The sequence below is a fragment of the Streptomyces sp. NPDC046557 genome (assembly GCF_040645975.1).
In the GTDB taxonomy this organism is placed as follows: Bacteria; Actinomycetota; Actinomycetes; order Streptomycetales; family Streptomycetaceae; genus Streptomyces.
In genome coordinates this window covers 32260-50211 of the sequence record NZ_JBEYZH010000021.1, presented here as the reverse complement: position 1 = coordinate 50211, position 17952 = coordinate 32260, and the positions used below count along the sequence as shown (strand labels likewise).

The following is a 17952-nucleotide window of genomic DNA, read 5'->3' as shown; positions in this document are numbered from 1 at the left end:
CCCCGGCGCTCACGGGGCACCGCCCAGCAAGGCGCCGAGCCGGTCCCAGCCGTGCTCTCGCACGAAACCCCGCTCGCCCCAGCGCAGCGCGGGCACCGTGACCACCAGACCGGCCGGATCCCGCTCCAGCACATGCACCTCGGCAACCCGGCGCCGACCCGACCGATCCCGGACCAGGTGCACCACGAGAGCCAACGCGGCCGCCAACTGGCTGTGTAGAGCGGCCCTGTCGAGCCCCGCCGCCGTCCCCAGCGCCTCGAGCCGGGCCGGTACATGCGCCGCGGCGTTGGCGTGGACCGTGCCACAGCCACCTTCGTGGCCCGTGTTCAAGGCGGCCAGAAGGTCCGCCACCTCGGCGCCCCGGACCTCACCGACCACCAACCGGTCGGGTCGCATCCGCAGCGCCTGCCGGACCAGGTCCGCCAGGGTGACCAGCCCCGCCCCCTCCTGATTGGCGGGCCGGCTCTCCAGCCGCACCACATGCGGATGGTCGGGACGCAGTTCGGCCGAGTCTTCGGCGAGGACGATCCGCTCACCCGGGCCGACCAGCCCCAGCAAGGCACTGAGAAGGGTGGTCTTGCCCGTCCCGGTCCCTCCGGAGACGAGGAACGACAGGCGCGCCTCCACCATCGCCGCCAACAGCGTCTGCCCGCCCGGCGGCAGGGTGCCGGCAGCCACCAGCTCGTCCAGCGTGAACGCCTTGTGCCGCACCACCCGCAGGGACAGGCACGCCGATCCGACCGCCACCGGGGGCAGCACGGCATGCAACCGGGTGCCGTCCGGCAACCGGGCGTCCACCCACGGCCGGGCATCGTCCAGGCGCCGTCCCGCGACCGCCGCCAGCCGCTGGGCGAGGCGGCGCACCGCCTCCGCGTCGGCGAAGGTCACCCCGGTCAGTTCCAGCCCTCCGCCGCGGTCCACCCACACCCGGTCCGGGGCCGCCACCAGCACGTCGGTGACCTCCGGGTCGGCGAGCAGTGCCTCCAGCGGGCCCGCGCCGACCAATTCCGACCGTAACTCCGCGGCCCCGCCGAGGACCTCCGCGTCCCCGAGCAGGCGCCCCTGTGCCCGAAGCGCCGCCGCCACCCTGGCCGGGGTCGGCTCCGCACCGCTCTCCGCCAGCCGCCGGCGCACCGCGTCCAGCAACACCGCGCTCATGCCGGCACCCCCTGCGCGGAGCCGAGCGCCCGCTGCCAGAAGCCGTCGCAGAACCGGGCGAGCGCGCTACGCCCCCGCGCCCCCGGCGGTTCGCCTTCGGCCACCCGACCCGGAAGCCCCACCTCGACGGGCACCACCCCCGCCAACGGCGCCCCCAGCAGCTGCGCCACCACTTCGGCGTCGAGCCCGTCAGGGCAGCGGCCCCGTACGACGACGCGGACGTCCCTGGCCACCATCCGCACCCCGGCGGCCACCCGCCGCGCGGCTGCCACGGCCCGCAGCTCTCCCGGCACCACCATCAGCACCAGGTCCAACTGGGCCAACACCTCGGCGACGGCTTCGTCCACCCTCCGGGGCAGGTCGACCACGACCACCCCGCCGCGACGCCGGGCAGCGGCCACCACCGACCGCATGGCGGCGGGCGGCACCACGACCCGGTCCCCACGGTCCCAGCTCAGCACCCTGAGGGCGTGCAGCTCGGGCAGGGACTCCTCCAGCGCGCCCGCGCCCACCCGGCCCCGCGAACCGGCGAAGTCCGGCCAGCGCAAGCCCTCGGCGCCCTCGCCGCCCAACAGCACGTCCATCCCCCCGCCGAGCGGGTCACCGTCGATGAGGATGGTCCGCTCACCGGCCCGGGCGGCCCTGACGGCCAGGGCGCAGGCCAGGGTGGACGCCCCGGCCCCGCCGCTGCCGCCGATCACTCCCACGGCGAGGGCGGGCCTGCCCGCCCCTTCCACCACATCGGCGATCCGGTCGACGAGCCTGCTCTCGGCATCGGGCAGCCGCAGCACTTCCTCGGCGCCGATCTCCACCGCCCGCTGCCATACTCCGGGATCGTCCAGATCCCGGCCGACGAGGAACACTCCGTCCCGCCGCGGCGCCCCACGCACCCGTCGGGCGGCGTCGTCGCCGACCAGGACGAGGGGGGCCGATTCCCACCCGGTGTCGCCGGTGGAACGGCCCACCTCCTCACCGCCGACATCGGCGGTGTTGACGACGTTCGAGCCCTCGTTACTCCCACCACTTGTGCCACTTGTGCCACTTGCACCACTCACGACCCACCCGGCTCGCCGGACGCTCGCGTCACCGAGCGTTCCGCTTTGCTCGGGCACCGTGTGGTGCACATGCGGTTCGGCGCCCGCCGCGGCGCACAACCGCAGCAGGTCATCGAGCAGCAGAGGATCCTCGGTGATGATCAGGGGCCGCCCACCACCGGGCAAGGGGTCGCCCGTCCGGCTCGGCACCCTCGCCCCATCCGCCACCGTGAACTCCGGAACTTCACACGACTTCGATCCAGCCACGATCTCCGCCCCCTTCTCACTGCAAATCCGTGAACCGCGGACTTCGCGGCCGGAATCACAGTGCGGCGATCGGGGAAAAGAAGTGGATCTTGCTCGATATCTGTGGACAGGAACGCGCTTGTGGATATCTCCGCCACCCCATCGGGTGAGTTCAAAGCGCTCCGGAACTAATACACAGAGTGACGAGTTCGGAGAGGTAAGGGCCTTCTTGAGGCGGGCCCACCGAACGGGAGGGGCCGGGAAGATGTCGATCCAAGACCGGAGGCAAGGGGCGCGAACCGCGTCCGGACATGCGACGACCCCCGCCGGGGGGGAGAGCGGGGGTCGTCCCCACGGTCCGACTCGGGGGGGGAGGAGCCAGACCGGGTTAGCACGGTCGCGAACGATCCGTGACTTCCATGGTGTACCCGAAAGCCTTCTCAGGCAAACCCACGCGCCACACCTTACGCCGAATGGTGGGCGCATATGCTCGGGGCGTGGAAAATCAGCCCTTGCCGCACTCCTCGCCTCGGACCGCTGCCTTCTTCGACCTCGACAAGACCGTCATTGCGAAGTCAAGCGCCTTGACGTTCAGCAAGTCGTTCTACCGGGGTGGCCTGATCAACCGGCGGGCCGTCCTGCGCACGGCGTACACCCAGTTCATCTTCCTGGCCGGCGGCGCCGACCACGACCAGATGGAACGGATGCGGGAGTACCTGTCCGCCCTGTGCAAGGGGTGGAACGTCCAGCAGGTGCGCGAGATCGTCGCCGAAGCCCTGCACGACCTCATCGACCCGATCATCTACGACGAGGCCGCGTCGCTGATCGAAGCCCACCACACCGCCGGGCGTGACGTGGTGATCGTGTCCTCCTCGGGTGCCGAAGTGGTCGAGCCCATCGGCGAGATGCTAGGTGCCGACCGCGTCGTGGCCACCCGCATGGTCGTCGGCGAGGACGGTTGCTTCACCGGAGAGATCGACTACTACGCCTACGGGCCGACGAAGGCCGAGGCCGTGCGCGAGCTCGCGGAATCCGAGGGATACGACCTCGCCCGGTGCTACGCGTACAGCGACTCGATCACCGACGTTCCGATGCTGGAGGCGGTGGGACACCCGCACGCCGTGAACCCCGACCGGGCCCTGCGGCGCGAGGCGGTGGCGCGGGAGTGGCCGGTGCTGGCGTTCAACCGGCCGGTGCGGCTCAAGCAGCGGGTGCCCGGGCTGTCGATGGCCGCGCGACCGGCATGGGTGGCCGCAGCGGCCGTCGGAGCTGCGGCGGCCACCGCCGGCCTGGTTTGGTACGCCAGCCGCCGACGGGCCACCGCCGCCGCCTGAGCCGGTCGCGCCGCGCCGGCCGCGCCCCGAGCCGACATCACCCGGGCGCCGGCTCGGCCCCGGCACCACCCCTCGGTGGCGCCACGCAATACCCGCCCTGTCCCGATATCGGATGTCCGGATCATCCGTAAATGCGGGGAAAGGTAAAGAAGTGAGGCCAGGGGTTTCGCTCCTCTCGGAAGCGGAGTACAAAGGAGTCAACGGCCCGCGAGACCAAAGAACATCCGAGAGGATCATCTTTAAAACGCAGTAAGGCCCACGGACCGAAGCAGGAACGCCGAGCACCCACGCGACGTCGACCCGTCGATTACGGGCCAGCCGCACCAGGCCACGGGCGAAGTTCCCGGCCTGATGGGCAACATCGAGGACGCTTGGTAACCCGGCGGGAATGCCAGCGGCGACACCAAAGCAAGACGGTGTCGCCGCAACCCTGACCGGCCTGCGCCGCGTTGGGCCGCCCCGTCGCCGCGTCTACGCATGCCGCAGCCACCGCCGGGCGGGTCAGGTCCCCGGGCAGGTCACGCCGCGCCGCGCTGGAGCGCCTCGCAGACCGCCGTCGACTCGCGCACCCCCAACTCGATCGCCCGCCCGCAATGGGCGATCCAGGCCGCCATGCCCTCCGGGGTGCCGGACAGGTAGCCCTCGAAGGCCGCCAGATACGCCTCCCGACCCTGCTCGGCGTGACCGACCTCCGCCGGACAGATCGCCTTCGGATCGAGCCCGCTGTTGATCAGCACGATGCGCTCGGCCGCCCGCGCGACCAGGCCGTTGTACGTGCCGAACGGACGGAGGGCCAGGAGCTCGCCGTGCACCACCGCCGCCGTGATCAGCGCCGGGGCCGAGCCTCCCGCGATGACCAGGCGGGACAGGCCGTCCAGTCTTCCCGCGACCTCCTCGGCGTCGGGCAGCGGGGCGTCGACCAGCGGCTCGTCCACGGGCTCGCCCGCCAGCCGGGGCCGCCCCACCGTGTCTCCGTCGCGCCCACCGGCCGCCGCACCACCCCCCGCACCGGCTCCCGCGTCGGACCCCGCCGCCAGGCTGGAACCCGAGGCGACCAGATGCAGGCGCGCGAGGACCCGTAGCGGCGACTGACGCCAGATGCTCAGCAGTTGCCCGGCCTCGGCCGTCAGACGCAGAGCCGCACCCACGGTGCGCGCCTGCTCCTCCGCGCCGAAGTCGGTCCGGCGGCGCACCTCCTCCAACGCCCAATCGGCTCCGGACAGCGCCGCGCTCCCCCTGGCCCCGCGCAGGGCGGCCTCCGAGGTGATCTCCGCGGCGCGCCGACGCATCACCCGGTGTCCGTAGACCCGGTCCACGGCCTTGCGTACGGAATCCACGGAATCGGCGACACCCGGCAGCCCGGCCAGTGGGGCCAGCGGGTCAGCAGCGCTACTCATAAGTAAGGAGCCTACGCACTGCGGCCCCATAGCACCGACCCCTCCTTGGAGTGGTCTTGTTCACTCACCCAGGGCACGCAAAGCAATCGATCCACTACGCTTGGTGAACATGAAGATCGCTTTCGTGGGAAAGGGCGGCAGCGGGAAGACCACGCTGTCCTCCCTCTTCATCCGCCACCTCGCCGCCAATGAAGCCCCCGTCGTCGCGGTGGACGCCGACATCAACCAGCACCTCGGCGTCGCCCTCGGACTCGACGAGGACGAGGCCGCGGCGCTGCCCGCCATGGGCGCCCACCTGCCGCTGATCAAGGACTACCTGCGCGGCTCGAACCCGCGCATCGCGTCCGCCGACACCATGATCAAGACGACTCCGCCCGGCACCGGCTCACGGCTGCTGCGGGTCACCGAGGACAACCCCGTGTACGCCGCGTGCGCGCGCACGGTACTGCTCGACGGGGAGCCCGTACGACTCATGGCCACGGGTCCGTTCACCGAGGCCGATCTGGGCGTGGCGTGCTACCACTCCAAGGTCGGTGCGGTCGAACTGTGCCTGAACCACCTCGTGGACGGCCCCGAGGAGTACGTCGTCGTCGACATGACCGCCGGCTCGGACTCCTTCGCCTCGGGCATGTTCACCCGTTTCGACATGACCTTCCTGGTGGCCGAGCCGACCCGCAAGGGCGTCTCCGTCTACCGCCAGTACAAGGAGTACGCCCGCGACTACGGGATCGCCCTGAAGGTGATCGGCAACAAGGTGCAGGGCCCCGAGGACATCGAGTTCCTCCAGGACGAGGTGGGCGAGGACCTGCTGGTCACCGTCGGACACTCCGACTGGGTCCGGGCGATGGAGCGGGGCCGTCCGGCCGCGTTCGAGCTGCTGGAGGCGACCAACCGGCTCGCGCTCCAGGTGCTCCAGGACGCCGCCGAGGACTCGTACGCGGACCGCGACTGGGTCCGGTACACCCGACAGATGGTCCACTTCCACGTGAAGAACGCGGAGAGCTGGGGCAATGCCAAGACCGGGGCCGACCTCACCCAACAGGTCGACCCCGGCTTCGTCCTCGACGAGGCAGGCCCCGCCGGATCACGGGAGCAGCCGGTCAGCCCTCGTCCGAACCGGACTCGGCCGGCTCCGCAGCCGGCTTGACCTCGGCCGGGGCGGCCGGCTTGGCCGGCGGCCCCGCCGTCAGGAACTTCGTCCAGCCGTCCTTGGGCGCTTCCCCCACGTCGAGGGTGCGCATCCACTCCAGGACCTTGGGGTCCTGGGCGTCCAGCCAGTCGGCCAGCTCGCGGAACGGGACGCAGCGGACCTCCTTCTGCGTGCACATCGACTTGACGGAGTCCTCGACGGCCTTCATGTAGGTGCCGCCGTTCCAGGACTCGAAGTGGTTGCCGATGATCAGCGGCGCCCGGTTGCCCTGGTAGACGCGGTCGAACGCCTTCTGCAGGCCGTCGCGCATCTGCTCGCCCCAGTACGCGTGCTGCGAGGGGTCGCCCTGCGTGGTCGTCCCGGACTGGTTGACCATGTAGTTGTAGTCCATGCTCAGGGTCTCGAAGGCCCGGCCCGGCATGGGCACCAGCTGGAGCGGGATGTCCCAGAGGCCGTCCGTCTTCTTCGGCCAGATCTGCTTGCTGATGCCGCTGGAGTCGTACCGGAAGCCCATGTCCTTGGCCGCCAGCATGAAGTTCTTCTGGCCTTCGAGGCAGGGGGTGCGGGCCCCGATGAGCTCCTTGTCGTAGTCGAAGGGCAGCGCCTCCATGCCCTTGAGTTCGGGCGAGTTGGTCTTCCAGCTCTTGACGAAGGACTTCGCCTGGTTGATCTCGCTCTTCCACTCCTCGACGGACCAGGTGCCCACGCCGCCGTCCGGTCCGCAGAAGTGACCGTTGAAGTGGGTGCCGATCTCGTTGCCCTCCAGCCACGCCGCGCGGACCTGGGCGGCGGTGTCCTTGATGCCCTGCGGGTCGCCGAAGCCGATGTCCGAGCGGCCCGGGGCATGCTGCGGGGCGGTATAGAGGGAACGTTTCTCCTCAGGCAGCAGGTACAGGCCACTGAGGAAGTAGGTCATCCGCGCGTTGTATTCCTTGCCGACTTCGCGGAAATGGGAGAACAGCTTCTGGCTGTCCTCGCCCGCGCCGTCCCAGGAGAAGACGACGAACTGCGGCGGCTTCTCACCCGGCTTCAGCTTCTGGGGTGGCTGTACGTTCGGCTGCCGGCCGGTGTACGCGGTCGACCCGTCGCCGATCAGCCGGTTGACGCTGCCGGGAGCGGCCTCCGGCACCGCGCCCTTCTTGGCGTTCGGGCCCCCGAGCGCGGGGGGTTTGGCGTGTTCCGGGCTTCCGCACCCGGCGGCGCCCATGACCAGGACCGTGGCGGCCAGGCCGCCGGCGATCTTCTTCGTAGCGGCGATCATCCGCACACCTCTCCCTCGCAGTTCCCACGTGGCACTTCCGGGCGCACCGTCCCACGCGGTCTGCTTTGAAGAAGATGTGACAAGCCGTACAAAATGCTTAATCACCCTTGAGTGGTAATTCCTAGGCCGTTTGCCCTCATCCCCTCCCCTCACTCTTTACTATCCATTACCATCCATTTACCGAGTGTTGACTCCCGCCGCTTCATCCCTCCTCAGAGGAGACGGGAACCATGACAGCCACCCCCGCCACCCCTTCATCCGCCGCCCACCTCCCCGCCACCAGCCCTTCCAGCCGCTCGGACGGCCATCGGGACGGCCGCCCGGACCGACGGCCGGACAGACGCCTGCCTGAGGGCCTTCCCGCCGATCTCTCCGCCTCCGTCGCCGTCTTCCTGATCGCCCTGCCCCTGTCACTCGGCATCGCGCTGGCCACCGGGGCGCCGCTACAGGCCGGCCTGGTGGCGGCGGTGGCCGGCGGAATCGTGGCCGGGCGGCTCGGTGGCGCACCGCTCCTGGTGAGCGGGGCGGCCACCGGCCTCACGGTGGTCACCGCCGAATTGATCCAGCGCTACGGGTGGCGCACCACCTGCGCCATCACCGTGCTCGCCGGCTGCTGCCAGCTCGGGCTCGCGTTCTTGCGTACCGCCCGGTCGGCCCTCATGGTGAGCCCGGCCGTCGTGCACGGCATGCTCGCGGGCATCGGCGTGACCATCGCACTGGCCCAACTGCACATCGTGCTCGGCGGCACCCCGCAGAGCTCCGCCCTGGCCAATGTGCGCGGTCTGCCGGCCCAGTTTGCCGACCTGCATCCGGCGGCGCTCGGCGTCAGCGTCCTGACGCTGGTCGTGCTGCTCGGCTGGCCCCGACTGCCCGGGCGGACCGGCCGGGCCCTGCGCAGGGTGCCCGCCGCGCTCGCCGCCGTCGCCGCGGCCACCGCGGTCGCGGCCCTGGCGGGGCTCAGCCTGCCCCGGGTGGACCTGCCGTCCTGGCACAGTCACGCGTTGCCCGAGCTGCCCGAGGGGCCGGTGCTCGGCATCGTCGCCGCCGTTCTGACGGTCACCCTGGTCGGCAGTGTGGAGTCACTGCTGTCCGCCGTCGCCACGGACAAGCTGATCGCCACCGGACGGGGCAGGGACAACCGCCCGCCGCGCGCCGATCTCGACCGGGAGCTGCGGGGGCAGGGCGCGGCGAACATCGTCTCCGGTGCACTGGGCGGTCTGCCCGTCGCGGGCGGGGCGGTGCGCAGCGGGGCGAACGTCCGGGCCGGGGCCGTCAGCCACCGGGCGGCCATACTGCACGGCCTGTGGATCATGCTCGCGGCCGGCCTGCTGGTCCCCGTACTCGACCTGATCCCGCTCGCCTCGCTCGCCGCGCTGGTGATGGTGGTCGGGGTGCAGATGGTCAGCGCGACGCACGTGCGCACCGTCACCCGGCACCGCGAGATCCTGGTCTACCTGACGACGATCGCGTCCGTGGTCCTCGGCGGGGTCCTGGAAGGGGTCGCCATCGGCATCGCGGTGGCCGTGGCCGTCGCGTTGCACCGGCTCGCCCGCACCAGGATCACGCTGGAAGAGCTGAACGGCGTCCACCGCGTCTGGGCGCGGGGCCAGTTGACCTTTCTCGCCGTCCCGCGGTTGAGCCGGGTACTGAACCAGATCCCGTACGACGCGCAGGCGGTGATCGAGCTGGACGGCTCGTTCATGGACCACGCCGCCTTCGAGACGCTCCAGGACTGGCGGGACTCCCATGTCGCGCACGGCGGTTCGGTCGAGGTGACGGGCCGCGCCGGGAGCCGGACGCCGGAGAGCGGCCGGGCCGACGGCGGGGGGCCGGCCCAGCGCGGGGCGCACCACTGCTGCCGCCCCTGGACGCCCTGGAAGAACCACTGCGACCACCGCGCCACCGGGCGCGAGGAGGACCGTACGCCGCCCGGCCCGCCAACCGCTGTCACCGCGGCCGAGCCCCGGCGGCGTGGAGCCGGGCAACTGGCCAGCGGGATCATCGCCTTCCAGCGGGACACCGCACCGCACGTGCGCGACGAGCTGGCCCGACTCGCCCGCGAGGGGCAGCGGCCCTCCCAGCTGTTCCTCACCTGCGCCGATTCCCGGCTCGTGACCAGCATGATCACGGCCAGCGGTCCGGGCGACCTGTTCACCGTCCGCAACGTCGGCAACCTGGTCCCGCCGCCGGGAGCCGAGGCCACGGACGATTCGGTCGCGGCGGCGATCGAGTACGCCGTGGACGTGCTTCAGGTGGACAGCATCACCGTGTGCGGCCACTCCGGATGTGGCGCGATGCAGGCGTTGCTGAACTCGCACCCGGAGGCACCGATGACCCCCCTGCGACGCTGGTTGCGGCACGGGCTGCCCAGCCTGGAGCGGATGCACAGCCGGCACCACCCGTGGGCCCGGATCGCGGGCCGACTGCCGGCGGACGCCGTGGAGCAGTTGTGCCTGACCAATGTCGTCCAGCAGTTGGAGCACCTGCGGGCGCACGAATCGGTGGCGCGCCGACTGGCCGAGGGGACTCTGGAGCTGCACGGGATGTACTTCCACGTGGGCGAGGCCCAGGCGTACCTGCTCTCCGAGGGCGACGACTTCTTCGACTGCCGCATCTTCGACAGCGTCGGAGGCCACGCCTGACCCCGGGCGGCGGCGTAGGGAACCGGCCACGCCGGGACCGATGGTGCGCGTGAACCGATAACCTCCCGTATCCGTGCCACCCAGTGGCCCCTTTCCGCGCCCGCAGCGGGGAGGGGTCATTGGCATGGACCCAGCCGTGCTATAGGTCTAAACCAATTTACGGCTACCCCTTGTCACCTGGGCCGCTGACTGATGAGCTATGCCCGGGGACACAACGGACACCCTGGGAAAGGGAGATGTCGTGAGCAACGAAAGCCTGGCCAATCTGCTCAAGGAGGAGCGGCGGTTCGCACCGCCCGCCGATCTGGCCGCCGCCGCCAATGTGACTCAGGCTGCGTACACACAGGCCGATGCGGACCGGCTGGGCTTCTGGGCCGAGCAGGCCCGGCGGCTGACCTGGGTCACCGAGCCGACCGAGACGCTCGACTGGAGCAACCCGCCCTTCGCGAAGTGGTTCGCGGACGGCAAGCTGAACGTCGCGTACAACTGCGTCGACCGGCACGTGGAGGCCGGCAACGGCGACCGCGTCGCCCTCCACTTCGAGGGCGAGCCCGGCGACAGCCGCGCGATCACCTACGCCGAGCTCAAGGACGAGGTCTCCAAGGCCGCCAACGCCCTGACCGAGCTGGGCGTGCGCGCGGGCGACCGGGTCGCGGTGTACCTGCCGATGATCCCCGAGGCCGTCGTCGCGATGCTCGCCTGCGCCCGCGTCGGCGCCGCGCACTCGGTGGTCTTCGGCGGTTTCTCCGCCGACGCCGTCGCCTCCCGCATCCAGGACGCCGACGCCAAGCTGGTCATCACCGCCGACGGCGGCTACCGCCGCGGCAAGGCCGGCGCGCTCAAGCCCGCCATCGACGAGGCCGTCGCCAAGTGCCCGCAGGTCGAGCACGTCCTCGTCGTGCGCCGCACCGGTCAGGACACCGCCTTCACCGAGGGCCGCGACGTCTGGTGGCACGACATCGTCGGCCGCCAGTCCGCGGAGCACACCCCGGCGGCCTTCGACGCCGAGCACCCGCTGTTCATCCTGTACACCTCGGGTACCACGGGTAAGCCCAAGGGCATCCTGCACACCTCCGGCGGCTACCTGACGCAGGCCGCCTACACCCACCAGGCGGTGTTCGACCTCAAGCCGGAGACGGACGTCTACTGGTGCACCGCCGACATCGGCTGGGTGACCGGGCACTCCTACATCGTCTACGGCCCGCTCGCCAACGGCGCCACCCAGGTGATGTACGAGGGCACCCCGGACACCCCGCACCAGGGCCGCTTCTGGGAGGTCGTGCAGAAGTACGGTGTCACCATCCTCTACACCGCCCCGACCGCGATCCGGACGTTCATGAAGTGGGGCGACGACATCCCCGCGAAGTTCGACCTGTCGAGCCTGCGGATCCTCGGCTCGGTCGGCGAGCCGATCAACCCCGAGGCTTGGATCTGGTACCGCAAGCACATCGGCGGCGACCGCTGCCCGATCGTGGACACCTGGTGGCAGACCGAGACCGGCGCCATGATGATCTCCCCGCTGCCGGGCGTCACCGAGACGAAGCCGGGTTCGGCGCAGCGCGCGCTGCCCGGGATCAGTGCCACGGTCGTCGACGACGAGGGCCGCGAGGTCCCGAACGGCGGGGGCGGCTACCTGGTGCTCACCGAACCATGGCCGTCGATGCTGCGCACCATCTGGGGTGACGACCAGCGGTTCATCGACACCTACTGGTCGCGCTTCGAGGGCAGGTACTTCGCGGGCGACGGCGCGAAGAAGGACGAGGACGGCGACATCTGGCTGCTCGGCCGGGTCGACGACGTGATGCTGGTGTCCGGCCACAACATCTCGACCACCGAGGTCGAATCCGCGCTCGTCTCCCACCCCTCGGTCGCCGAGGCGGCGGTGGTCGGCGCGAACGACGAGACGACCGGGCAGGCCATCGTCGCCTTCGTCATCCTGCGCGGCAGCGCGTCCGAGACGCAGACGCTGGTCGCCGAACTGCGCGACCACGTCGGTGCCACGCTCGGCCCGATCGCCAAGCCGAAACGCATCCTGCCGGTGCAGGAGCTGCCGAAGACCCGCTCCGGCAAGATCATGCGCCGCCTGCTGCGCGACGTGGCGGAGAACCGGGCGGTCGGAGACGTCACCACGCTCGCGGACTCCTCCGTCATGGACCTGATCCAGAGCAAGCTGCCGGCCGCCGGCAGCGAGGACTGAGCAAGGCTGCCCGAGGGCAGGGCGCAGCCGGTCCGAACGGGACCGAGGGGCCATCCGGCGCGACGCGCCGGATGGCCCCTTCGCGCATAAAGTGAAGATCGCCGGATACGCCCTTGCGCACCGCCTGTAAAGTATTGAGAACGTAAAGAAGTAGCCAGGGTGCGCCGGGAAGTCTGGTCGGCAAAGAGCTTCGCCATGCCGTCCAACCGACCCGGAGGTCCCCCCGTGGCCGCGCCCAGCCCCACCGACCACCAGAGCCGCAAGCTGCTCGGCCGGCTCTCGCTGCCCGAGCGCCGCTACGTCGCCGACGCCCTGCGGACCGAAACCGTCGGTGGCGTGCTCCTCCTGGTGGCCGCGATCGCCGCACTCGTCTGGGCCAACGTCCCCCCTCTCGCGAGCAGCTACGACAGCGTCCGGTCCTTCCATCTCGGCCCCGCCGCGCTCGGCCTCGACCTCTCCCTCCAGCACTGGGCGGCGGACGGCCTGCTCGCCGTCTTCTTCTTCGTTGCCGGCATCGAGCTCAAGCGCGAACTCGTCGCGGGCGACCTGCGCGACCCCAAGGCGGCCGCCCTCCCGGTGATCGCCGCGGTCTGCGGCATGGCGATGCCCGCGCTGGTCTACGTACTGGTCAACCTGCTCGGGGAGGGCTCGACGGACGGCTGGGCGGTACCGACCGCCACCGACATCGCCTTCGCGCTCGCGGTCCTCGCCGTCATCGGCACCTCCCTCCCCTCGGCCCTGCGGGCCTTCCTGCTGACCCTCGCGGTCGTCGACGACCTGTTCGCCATCCTGATCATCGCGGTGTTCTTCACCAGCGACATCGACTTCGTGGCGCTCGGCGGCGCCGTGGTGGGGCTGGTGCTCTTCTGGTTCCTGCTCCGCATCGGCGTCCGCGGCTGGTACGTCTACGTCCCGCTCGCCCTGGTGATCTGGGGCCTGATGTACAACAGCGGAGTCCACGCCACCATCGCCGGTGTCGCGATGGGCCTGATGCTGCGCTGCACCCGCAAGGAGGGCGAGAACACCTCTCCGGGGGAGCACGTCGAACACCTCGTACGCCCTCTCTCCGCCGCCCTCGCCGTCCCCCTCTTCGCCCTGCTCTCCGCCGGCGTGTCGCTATCCGACGAGGCCATCACCCAGGTCTTCACCCGGCCGGAGACCCTCGGCGTGGTGCTCGGCCTGGTCGTCGGCAAGACGATCGGCATCTTCGGCGGGACCTGGCTGGCCGCCCGCTTCACCAAGGCCGAACTGAACGAGGACCTCGCCTGGCCGGACGTCCTCGCGGTCGCCTCGCTCGCCGGCATCGGCTTCACGGTGTCCCTGCTCATCGGCGAACTCGCCTTCGCGGGCGACGAAACCCTCACCGACGAGGTCAAGGCGGCCGTCCTGATCGGCTCGCTCATCGCCGCGATCGTCGCGGGCGTGCTGCTCAAGCTCCGCGACCGCAAATACAGGGCGCTGACGGAGGCCGAGGACCGCGACGAGGACCGCGACGGCATCCCGGACATCTACGAACTGGACAACCCCGAGTACCACCTGCGCATGGCACGGATCCACGAGGAGAAGGCGGCCGAACACCGCCGCCTCGCGGCAGCGGCCGCGACGCTCGTGAACGACGAAGCCGCGGCCGGGTCCAGCGCAGAGCGCGACCGTCCGGCATGATCTGACTGACGGAGGACAGCCGTCGACGACGGACGACGTAGGGAGAGAGCGATGAGCGCGTTGGACCAAGGGGTGCAAGGAGCCGAGCGCACACTCGGCCGGCTGGTCGCCTCGGCGACCGCAGAGATGTCCGCCCTGGTGCACGACGAGATCGCCCTCGCCAAGGCGGAGCTGCGCCAGGACGTCAAGCGCGCGGGCATCGGCGGCGCCGCGATTTCCGTCGCGGGAGTGTTCGCACTCTTCTCCCTGCCGGTGCTGAGCTTCGCCGCGGCATACGGGATCCACAACCTCGGGCTGGGACTCGCCTGGTCCTTCCTCATCGTCGGCGCGGCGTTCCTGCTGCTCGCCGGCGTGCTCGCGCTGCTGGCCGTCTCGAAGTTCAAGAAGGTCAAGCCGCCGGAGAGGTCCATCGCCTCCGTGAAGCAGACCGCTGCGGTCATCGGCACCGTCAAGCCGCATCCCCGGCCGGTCAGTGACAAGGCTGTGGGTGTGGCACGCTCGTCCTCATGACAGCGCCCTCGCCGGCTTCCGGCACCCCGCCCACGGCCGCCTCGGCGGTACGGCTCGACATCCCCGGCGGGAGAGAGGTGACGCATCGGGACGTCGCCGCCAACGGCGCGCGGTTCCACGTCGCCGAGCTGGGTGACGGGCCGTTGGTGCTCCTTTTGCACGGCTTCCCGCAGTTTTGGTGGACCTGGCGGCACCAGCTGACCGCACTCGCCGACGCCGGTTACCGCGCCGTCGCGATGGACCTGCGCGGGGTCGGCGGCAGCGACCGCACACCGCGCGGCTACGACCCGGCGAACCTGGCGCTGGACATCACCGGTGTCATCCGGTCCCTCGGCGAGCCGGACGCCGCGCTCGTCGGGCACGACCTGGGCGGCTACCTCGCCTGGACGGCCGCCGTGATGCGGCCGAAGCTGGTCCGCCGGCTGGCGGTCTCCTCGATGCCGCACCCGCGCCGCTGGCGCGCGGCGATGCTCGCGGACTTCGCGCAGACCCGGGCGAGTTCGCACATCTGGGGCTTCCAGCGGCCGTTCGTCCCCGAAAGGCAGCTCGTCGCCGACGACGGGGCGCTCGTGGGCCGGCTGATCCGGGACTGGTCCGGTCCGGTGCCGCCCGACGACGCCGATGTCGAGGTGTACCGGCGCGCGATGTGCATCCCGTCCACCGCGCACTGCTCGATCGAGCCGTACCGCTGGATGATGCGCTCGATGGCCCGGCCCGACGGGCTCCAGTTCAACCGGCGCATGAAGCGGCCGGTCCGGGTGCCGACGCTGCACCTGCACGGCTCGCTCGATCCGGTGATGCGTACGCGGAGCGCGGCGGGCAGCGGGCAGTACGTCGAAGCTCCTTACCGTTGGCGGCTGTTCGACGGGCTGGGGCACTTCCCGCACGAGGAGGACCCGGCGGCCTTCTCGACGGAACTGGTGAACTGGCTCAAGGACCCCGAACCGGACCGCTGAGCGCGCCGTTGCCCGGGCCGTTGCCCGGGCCGTTGCGCGAGCCGGCCTGACAATCGGTCGATCATTCATACGACCGTGTGATGGTTGTTCAATTGCCCGGCGCATAGGCCAATTGGCCGCCGAGTACGGGATTACCGACCTTGGGGCCCGGGCACAGCTCGGAGTATGGGCTGGACGCACGACTACCGTGACACCGCATACGAACGCCGCTCGGCCACCGCGCCGGGCACCCACGAGGGGGAAGGCCGCGACGGCCACGACCCTCGACTCGGGATTCCGCGCATCCTGCGCCGCCGGGCCCGCTGGGTATCGGCCCGGCTGCGCCATCCGCGGATGTAGAACCCCTCAGGGCCCCGCGGTCCCGCGAGGACGGACACCCCTTACAGGGCGCAGCCCTGGCTGTCGACGCGCCGTTCGGCCGTCTTCCCACTCCTGATGTCGTCGCGGATCTCGTTCGCCGTCAGGGCGTAACCGGTGTTCGGGTCGTCCAGCGACTTGGCGAAGACGACCCCGTACACCTTGCCTTCGGGCGTCAGCAGCGGGCCGCCGGAGTTGCCCTGGCGGACCGTCGCGAACAGGGAGTACACGTCGCGTCGGACCGTGCCGCGGTGGTAGATGTCCGGGCCGTTGGCGTTGATCCGGCCGCGGACGCGCGCCGAACGGATGTCGTACGCGCCGTTCTCCGGGAAGCCGGCGACGATCGCGTCGCTGCCGCTCGCCGCGTCCTTCTCGGTGAACTCCAGCGCGGGCGCCTTCAACTTGGGCACGTCCAGGACGGCGATGTCCCGCTCCCAGTCGTAGAGCACCACCTTGCCGTCGTAGAGCTTGCCTTCGCCGCCCACCTGCACGGTCGGCTCGGCGACCCCGCCGACGACGTGCGCGTTGGTCATCACCTTGCCGGGAGCGAACACGAAGCCCGTGCCCTCCAGCACCTTGCTGCAACTCGGGGCGGTGCCCACGACCTTCACGATCGAGCGCTTGGCCAGGTCGGCGACACCGCTGCGGGCGAGCGCCGGGTCGGGCGCCTTCACATCGGTGATCGGCTCGTTGGAGAACGGGGTGAAGACCTGCGGGAAACCGTTCCGCGTCAGGGTCGAACTGAAATCCGAGAACCAGGTGTTCGCCTGCGCCGGCATCACCCGCGACACGCCGAGCAGCACCTTGGAGTTGCGGACCTCCTTGCCCAGGGTGGGCAGCGAGGTCCCGGCGAGCGCGGAACCGATCAGCCAGGCCACCAGCAGCATCGCGACGACGTTCACCAACGCCCCGCCCGTCGCGTCGATCGCGCGGGCCGGGGACCAGGTGATGTGCCGTCTGAGTCGGCTGCCCAGATGGGTGGTGAGGGCCTGGCCGATCGAGGCACAGATGATGATCACGACGACGGCGATGACCACGACGGTGGTGGACACCTGGGTGCCCTTGTCCGTGACCCGGTCCCAGATCAGAGGCAGCAGGGACACGGCGATGAGACCACCGCCCAGGAAGCCGATCACCGACAGGATGCCGACGACGAAGCCTTGGCGGTAGCCGACGATCGCGAACCACACGGCGGCGACCAGCAACAGGATGTCCAGCACGTTCACGTGGGCCACCGTCTCATGCGCGCCAGTCGATCGTGACCTCACGTGATCGGTCCCACTCGCGCTCCCACCCCGCGAAGTGCAGCAACCGGTCGATCACCCCGGCGGTGAAACCCCAGACCAGAGCCGATTCGACCGTGAAAGCGGGGCCCAGATGACCGCTCGGATGTACGGCTGTCACGCGGTGCGCCGGATCCGCGAGATCCGCGACCGGCACCGTGAAGACCCGGGCCGTCTCCGCCGGGTCCACGGCGCCGACCGGGGTCGGAACCCGCCACCAGCCGAGCACCGGCGTCACGACGAACTCGCTGACCGGGATGTAGAGGCGGGGCAGCGCCCCGAAGAGCTGGACCCCGGCGGGGTCGAGGCCTGTCTCCTCCTCGGCCTCCCGCAGGGCGGCGCGCAGCGGGCCCGTGGTCTGCGGATCGCCGTCCTCGGGGTCGAGCGCGCCGCCCGGGAAGGACGGCTGGCCCGCGTGCGAGCGCAGGCTCCCCGCGCGTTCCTGGAGCAGCAGCTCCGGGCCCCGGGGGCCCTCGCCGAAGAGGATCAGCACCGCGGACTGGCGGCCCCGCCCGTCCTCGGGGGGCAGGAACCGGCTCAGCTGGTGGGGCCGTACCGTACGCACGGCCTCGACCACCGGATCCAACCAGCCGGGAAGCCCCCGGGTGCTCAGGGTCACGCCGTCGCGGGGGCCGACGTACGACTCATCGCCCCGGACCCCCGACGCGCCCACCGGCGCCGTCATGCTCTCGTCCCTCGTACCCCGCGTCATAGGCACCCCTGCTCCCCGCATCCGCATCCGCATCCGTGCTCCACCTCGGCGAC

At 70.9% G+C, this 17952-nt stretch carries 14 protein-coding genes; 8 read left to right on the top strand and 6 right to left on the bottom strand.

The window, feature by feature from the left end; translation table 11 throughout:
• Nucleotides 1–9 precede the first annotated feature (9 nt).
• The gene (locus ABZ934_RS26605; RefSeq protein ID WP_361317881.1) at nucleotides 10–1158 is read right to left on the bottom strand and encodes a TadA family conjugal transfer-associated ATPase; all 1149 of its coding nucleotides are present in this window, start codon (nucleotides 1156–1158) and stop codon (nucleotides 10–12) included.
• The gene (gene ssd, locus ABZ934_RS26600; protein WP_361317879.1) at nucleotides 1155–2402 is read right to left on the bottom strand and encodes a septum site-determining protein Ssd; all 1248 of its coding nucleotides are present in this window, start codon (nucleotides 2400–2402) and stop codon (nucleotides 1155–1157) included. The genes ABZ934_RS26605 and ssd overlap by 4 nt, the downstream gene beginning before the upstream one ends.
• A gap of 509 nt (nucleotides 2403–2911) precedes the next feature.
• On the opposite strand from ssd, the gene ABZ934_RS26595 reads away from it, so the two are divergent.
• Nucleotides 2912–3772 (top strand): HAD-IB family hydrolase, encoded by an 861-nt coding sequence (locus ABZ934_RS26595; protein WP_361317877.1) that lies wholly within the window; start codon nucleotides 2912–2914, stop codon nucleotides 3770–3772.
• Between the two features lie 518 nt (nucleotides 3773–4290).
• Here ABZ934_RS26595 and ABZ934_RS26590 read toward each other — a convergent pair.
• On the bottom strand, nucleotides 4291–5169 hold the full coding sequence (locus tag ABZ934_RS26590) for an oxidoreductase (protein ID WP_361317876.1): 879 nt from the start codon (nucleotides 5167–5169) through the stop codon (nucleotides 4291–4293).
• A 109-nt stretch (nucleotides 5170–5278) separates the two neighbouring features.
• On the opposite strand from ABZ934_RS26590, the gene ABZ934_RS26585 reads away from it, so the two are divergent.
• Nucleotides 5279–6316 (top strand): ATP-binding protein, encoded by a 1038-nt coding sequence (locus ABZ934_RS26585; RefSeq protein ID WP_361317875.1) that lies wholly within the window; start codon nucleotides 5279–5281, stop codon nucleotides 6314–6316.
• Here the strand turns inward: ABZ934_RS26585 and ABZ934_RS26580 are convergent.
• Nucleotides 6270–7580 carry a hypothetical protein gene (locus tag ABZ934_RS26580; protein ID WP_361317874.1) on the bottom strand — a complete coding sequence of 437 codons (1311 nt, stop codon included), beginning with the start codon at nucleotides 7578–7580 and terminating at the stop codon, nucleotides 6270–6272. The genes ABZ934_RS26585 and ABZ934_RS26580 overlap by 47 nt on opposite strands.
• A 230-nt stretch (nucleotides 7581–7810) precedes the next feature.
• On the opposite strand from ABZ934_RS26580, the gene ABZ934_RS26575 reads away from it, so the two are divergent.
• The 6 genes from ABZ934_RS26575 to ABZ934_RS26550 all read left to right on the top strand — a co-directional run bounded on the left by ABZ934_RS26575 (nucleotide 7811) and on the right by ABZ934_RS26550 (nucleotide 15886).
• Nucleotides 7811–10222 carry a SulP family inorganic anion transporter gene (locus tag ABZ934_RS26575; RefSeq protein WP_361317872.1) on the top strand — a complete coding sequence of 804 codons (2412 nt, stop codon included), beginning with the start codon at nucleotides 7811–7813 and terminating at the stop codon, nucleotides 10220–10222.
• A 199-nt stretch (nucleotides 10223–10421) separates the two neighbouring features.
• Complete coding sequence (gene acs, locus ABZ934_RS26570; protein WP_361317870.1) at nucleotides 10422–12419, top strand: acetate--CoA ligase; 1998 nt, start codon at nucleotides 10422–10424, stop codon at nucleotides 12417–12419.
• A gap of 225 nt (nucleotides 12420–12644) precedes the next feature.
• Nucleotides 12645–14081 carry a Na+/H+ antiporter NhaA gene (gene nhaA, locus ABZ934_RS26565; protein WP_361317868.1) on the top strand — a complete coding sequence of 479 codons (1437 nt, stop codon included), beginning with the start codon at nucleotides 12645–12647 and terminating at the stop codon, nucleotides 14079–14081.
• A 51-nt stretch (nucleotides 14082–14132) separates the two neighbouring features.
• On the top strand, nucleotides 14133–14591 hold the full coding sequence (locus tag ABZ934_RS26560) for a phage holin family protein (RefSeq protein WP_361317866.1): 459 nt from the start codon (nucleotides 14133–14135) through the stop codon (nucleotides 14589–14591).
• Nucleotides 14588–15547 (top strand): alpha/beta hydrolase, encoded by a 960-nt coding sequence (locus ABZ934_RS26555; RefSeq protein ID WP_361317864.1) that lies wholly within the window; start codon nucleotides 14588–14590, stop codon nucleotides 15545–15547. The genes ABZ934_RS26560 and ABZ934_RS26555 overlap by 4 nt, the downstream gene beginning before the upstream one ends.
• A gap of 165 nt (nucleotides 15548–15712) precedes the next feature.
• A complete protein-coding gene (locus ABZ934_RS26550; protein ID WP_361317862.1) occupies nucleotides 15713–15886 on the top strand; it encodes a hypothetical protein in 174 nt (57 codons plus the stop codon).
• Nucleotides 15887–15927: 41 nt separating this feature from the next.
• Here ABZ934_RS26550 and ABZ934_RS26545 read toward each other — a convergent pair whose 3' ends face one another.
• Nucleotides 15928–17130, bottom strand: coding sequence for a MarP family serine protease (locus tag ABZ934_RS26545; RefSeq protein WP_361317860.1), 1203 nt, complete (start codon nucleotides 17128–17130; stop codon nucleotides 15928–15930).
• Nucleotides 17131–17143: 13 nt separating this feature from the next.
• Nucleotides 17144–17806 carry a CoA pyrophosphatase gene (locus ABZ934_RS26540; RefSeq protein ID WP_361317951.1) on the bottom strand — a complete coding sequence of 221 codons (663 nt, stop codon included), beginning with the start codon at nucleotides 17804–17806 and terminating at the stop codon, nucleotides 17144–17146.
• Between the last annotated feature and the right edge of the window lie 146 nt (nucleotides 17807–17952).

Excerpts from the sequence above, each read along its gene's own strand:
- ABZ934_RS26605 (WP_361317881.1), bottom strand. The coding sequence starts at position 1,158 with ATGAGCGCGGTGTTGCTGGACGCGGTGCGCCGGCGGCTGGCGGAGAGC.
- ABZ934_RS26595 (WP_361317877.1), top strand. The coding sequence starts at position 2,912 with ATGGTGGGCGCATATGCTCGGGGCGTGGAAAATCAGCCCTTGCCGCAC.
- ABZ934_RS26590 (WP_361317876.1), bottom strand. The coding sequence starts at position 5,169 with ATGAGTAGCGCTGCTGACCCGCTGGCCCCACTGGCCGGGCTGCCGGGT.
- ABZ934_RS26585 (WP_361317875.1), top strand. The coding sequence starts at position 5,279 with ATGAAGATCGCTTTCGTGGGAAAGGGCGGCAGCGGGAAGACCACGCTG.
- ABZ934_RS26580 (WP_361317874.1), bottom strand. The coding sequence starts at position 7,580 with ATGATCGCCGCTACGAAGAAGATCGCCGGCGGCCTGGCCGCCACGGTC.
- ABZ934_RS26575 (WP_361317872.1), top strand. The coding sequence starts at position 7,811 with ATGACAGCCACCCCCGCCACCCCTTCATCCGCCGCCCACCTCCCCGCC.
- acs (WP_361317870.1), top strand. The coding sequence starts at position 10,422 with ATGCCCGGGGACACAACGGACACCCTGGGAAAGGGAGATGTCGTGAGC.
- ABZ934_RS26560 (WP_361317866.1), top strand. The coding sequence starts at position 14,133 with ATGAGCGCGTTGGACCAAGGGGTGCAAGGAGCCGAGCGCACACTCGGC.
- ABZ934_RS26555 (WP_361317864.1), top strand. The coding sequence starts at position 14,588 with ATGACAGCGCCCTCGCCGGCTTCCGGCACCCCGCCCACGGCCGCCTCG.
- ABZ934_RS26550 (WP_361317862.1), top strand. The coding sequence starts at position 15,713 with ATGGGCTGGACGCACGACTACCGTGACACCGCATACGAACGCCGCTCG.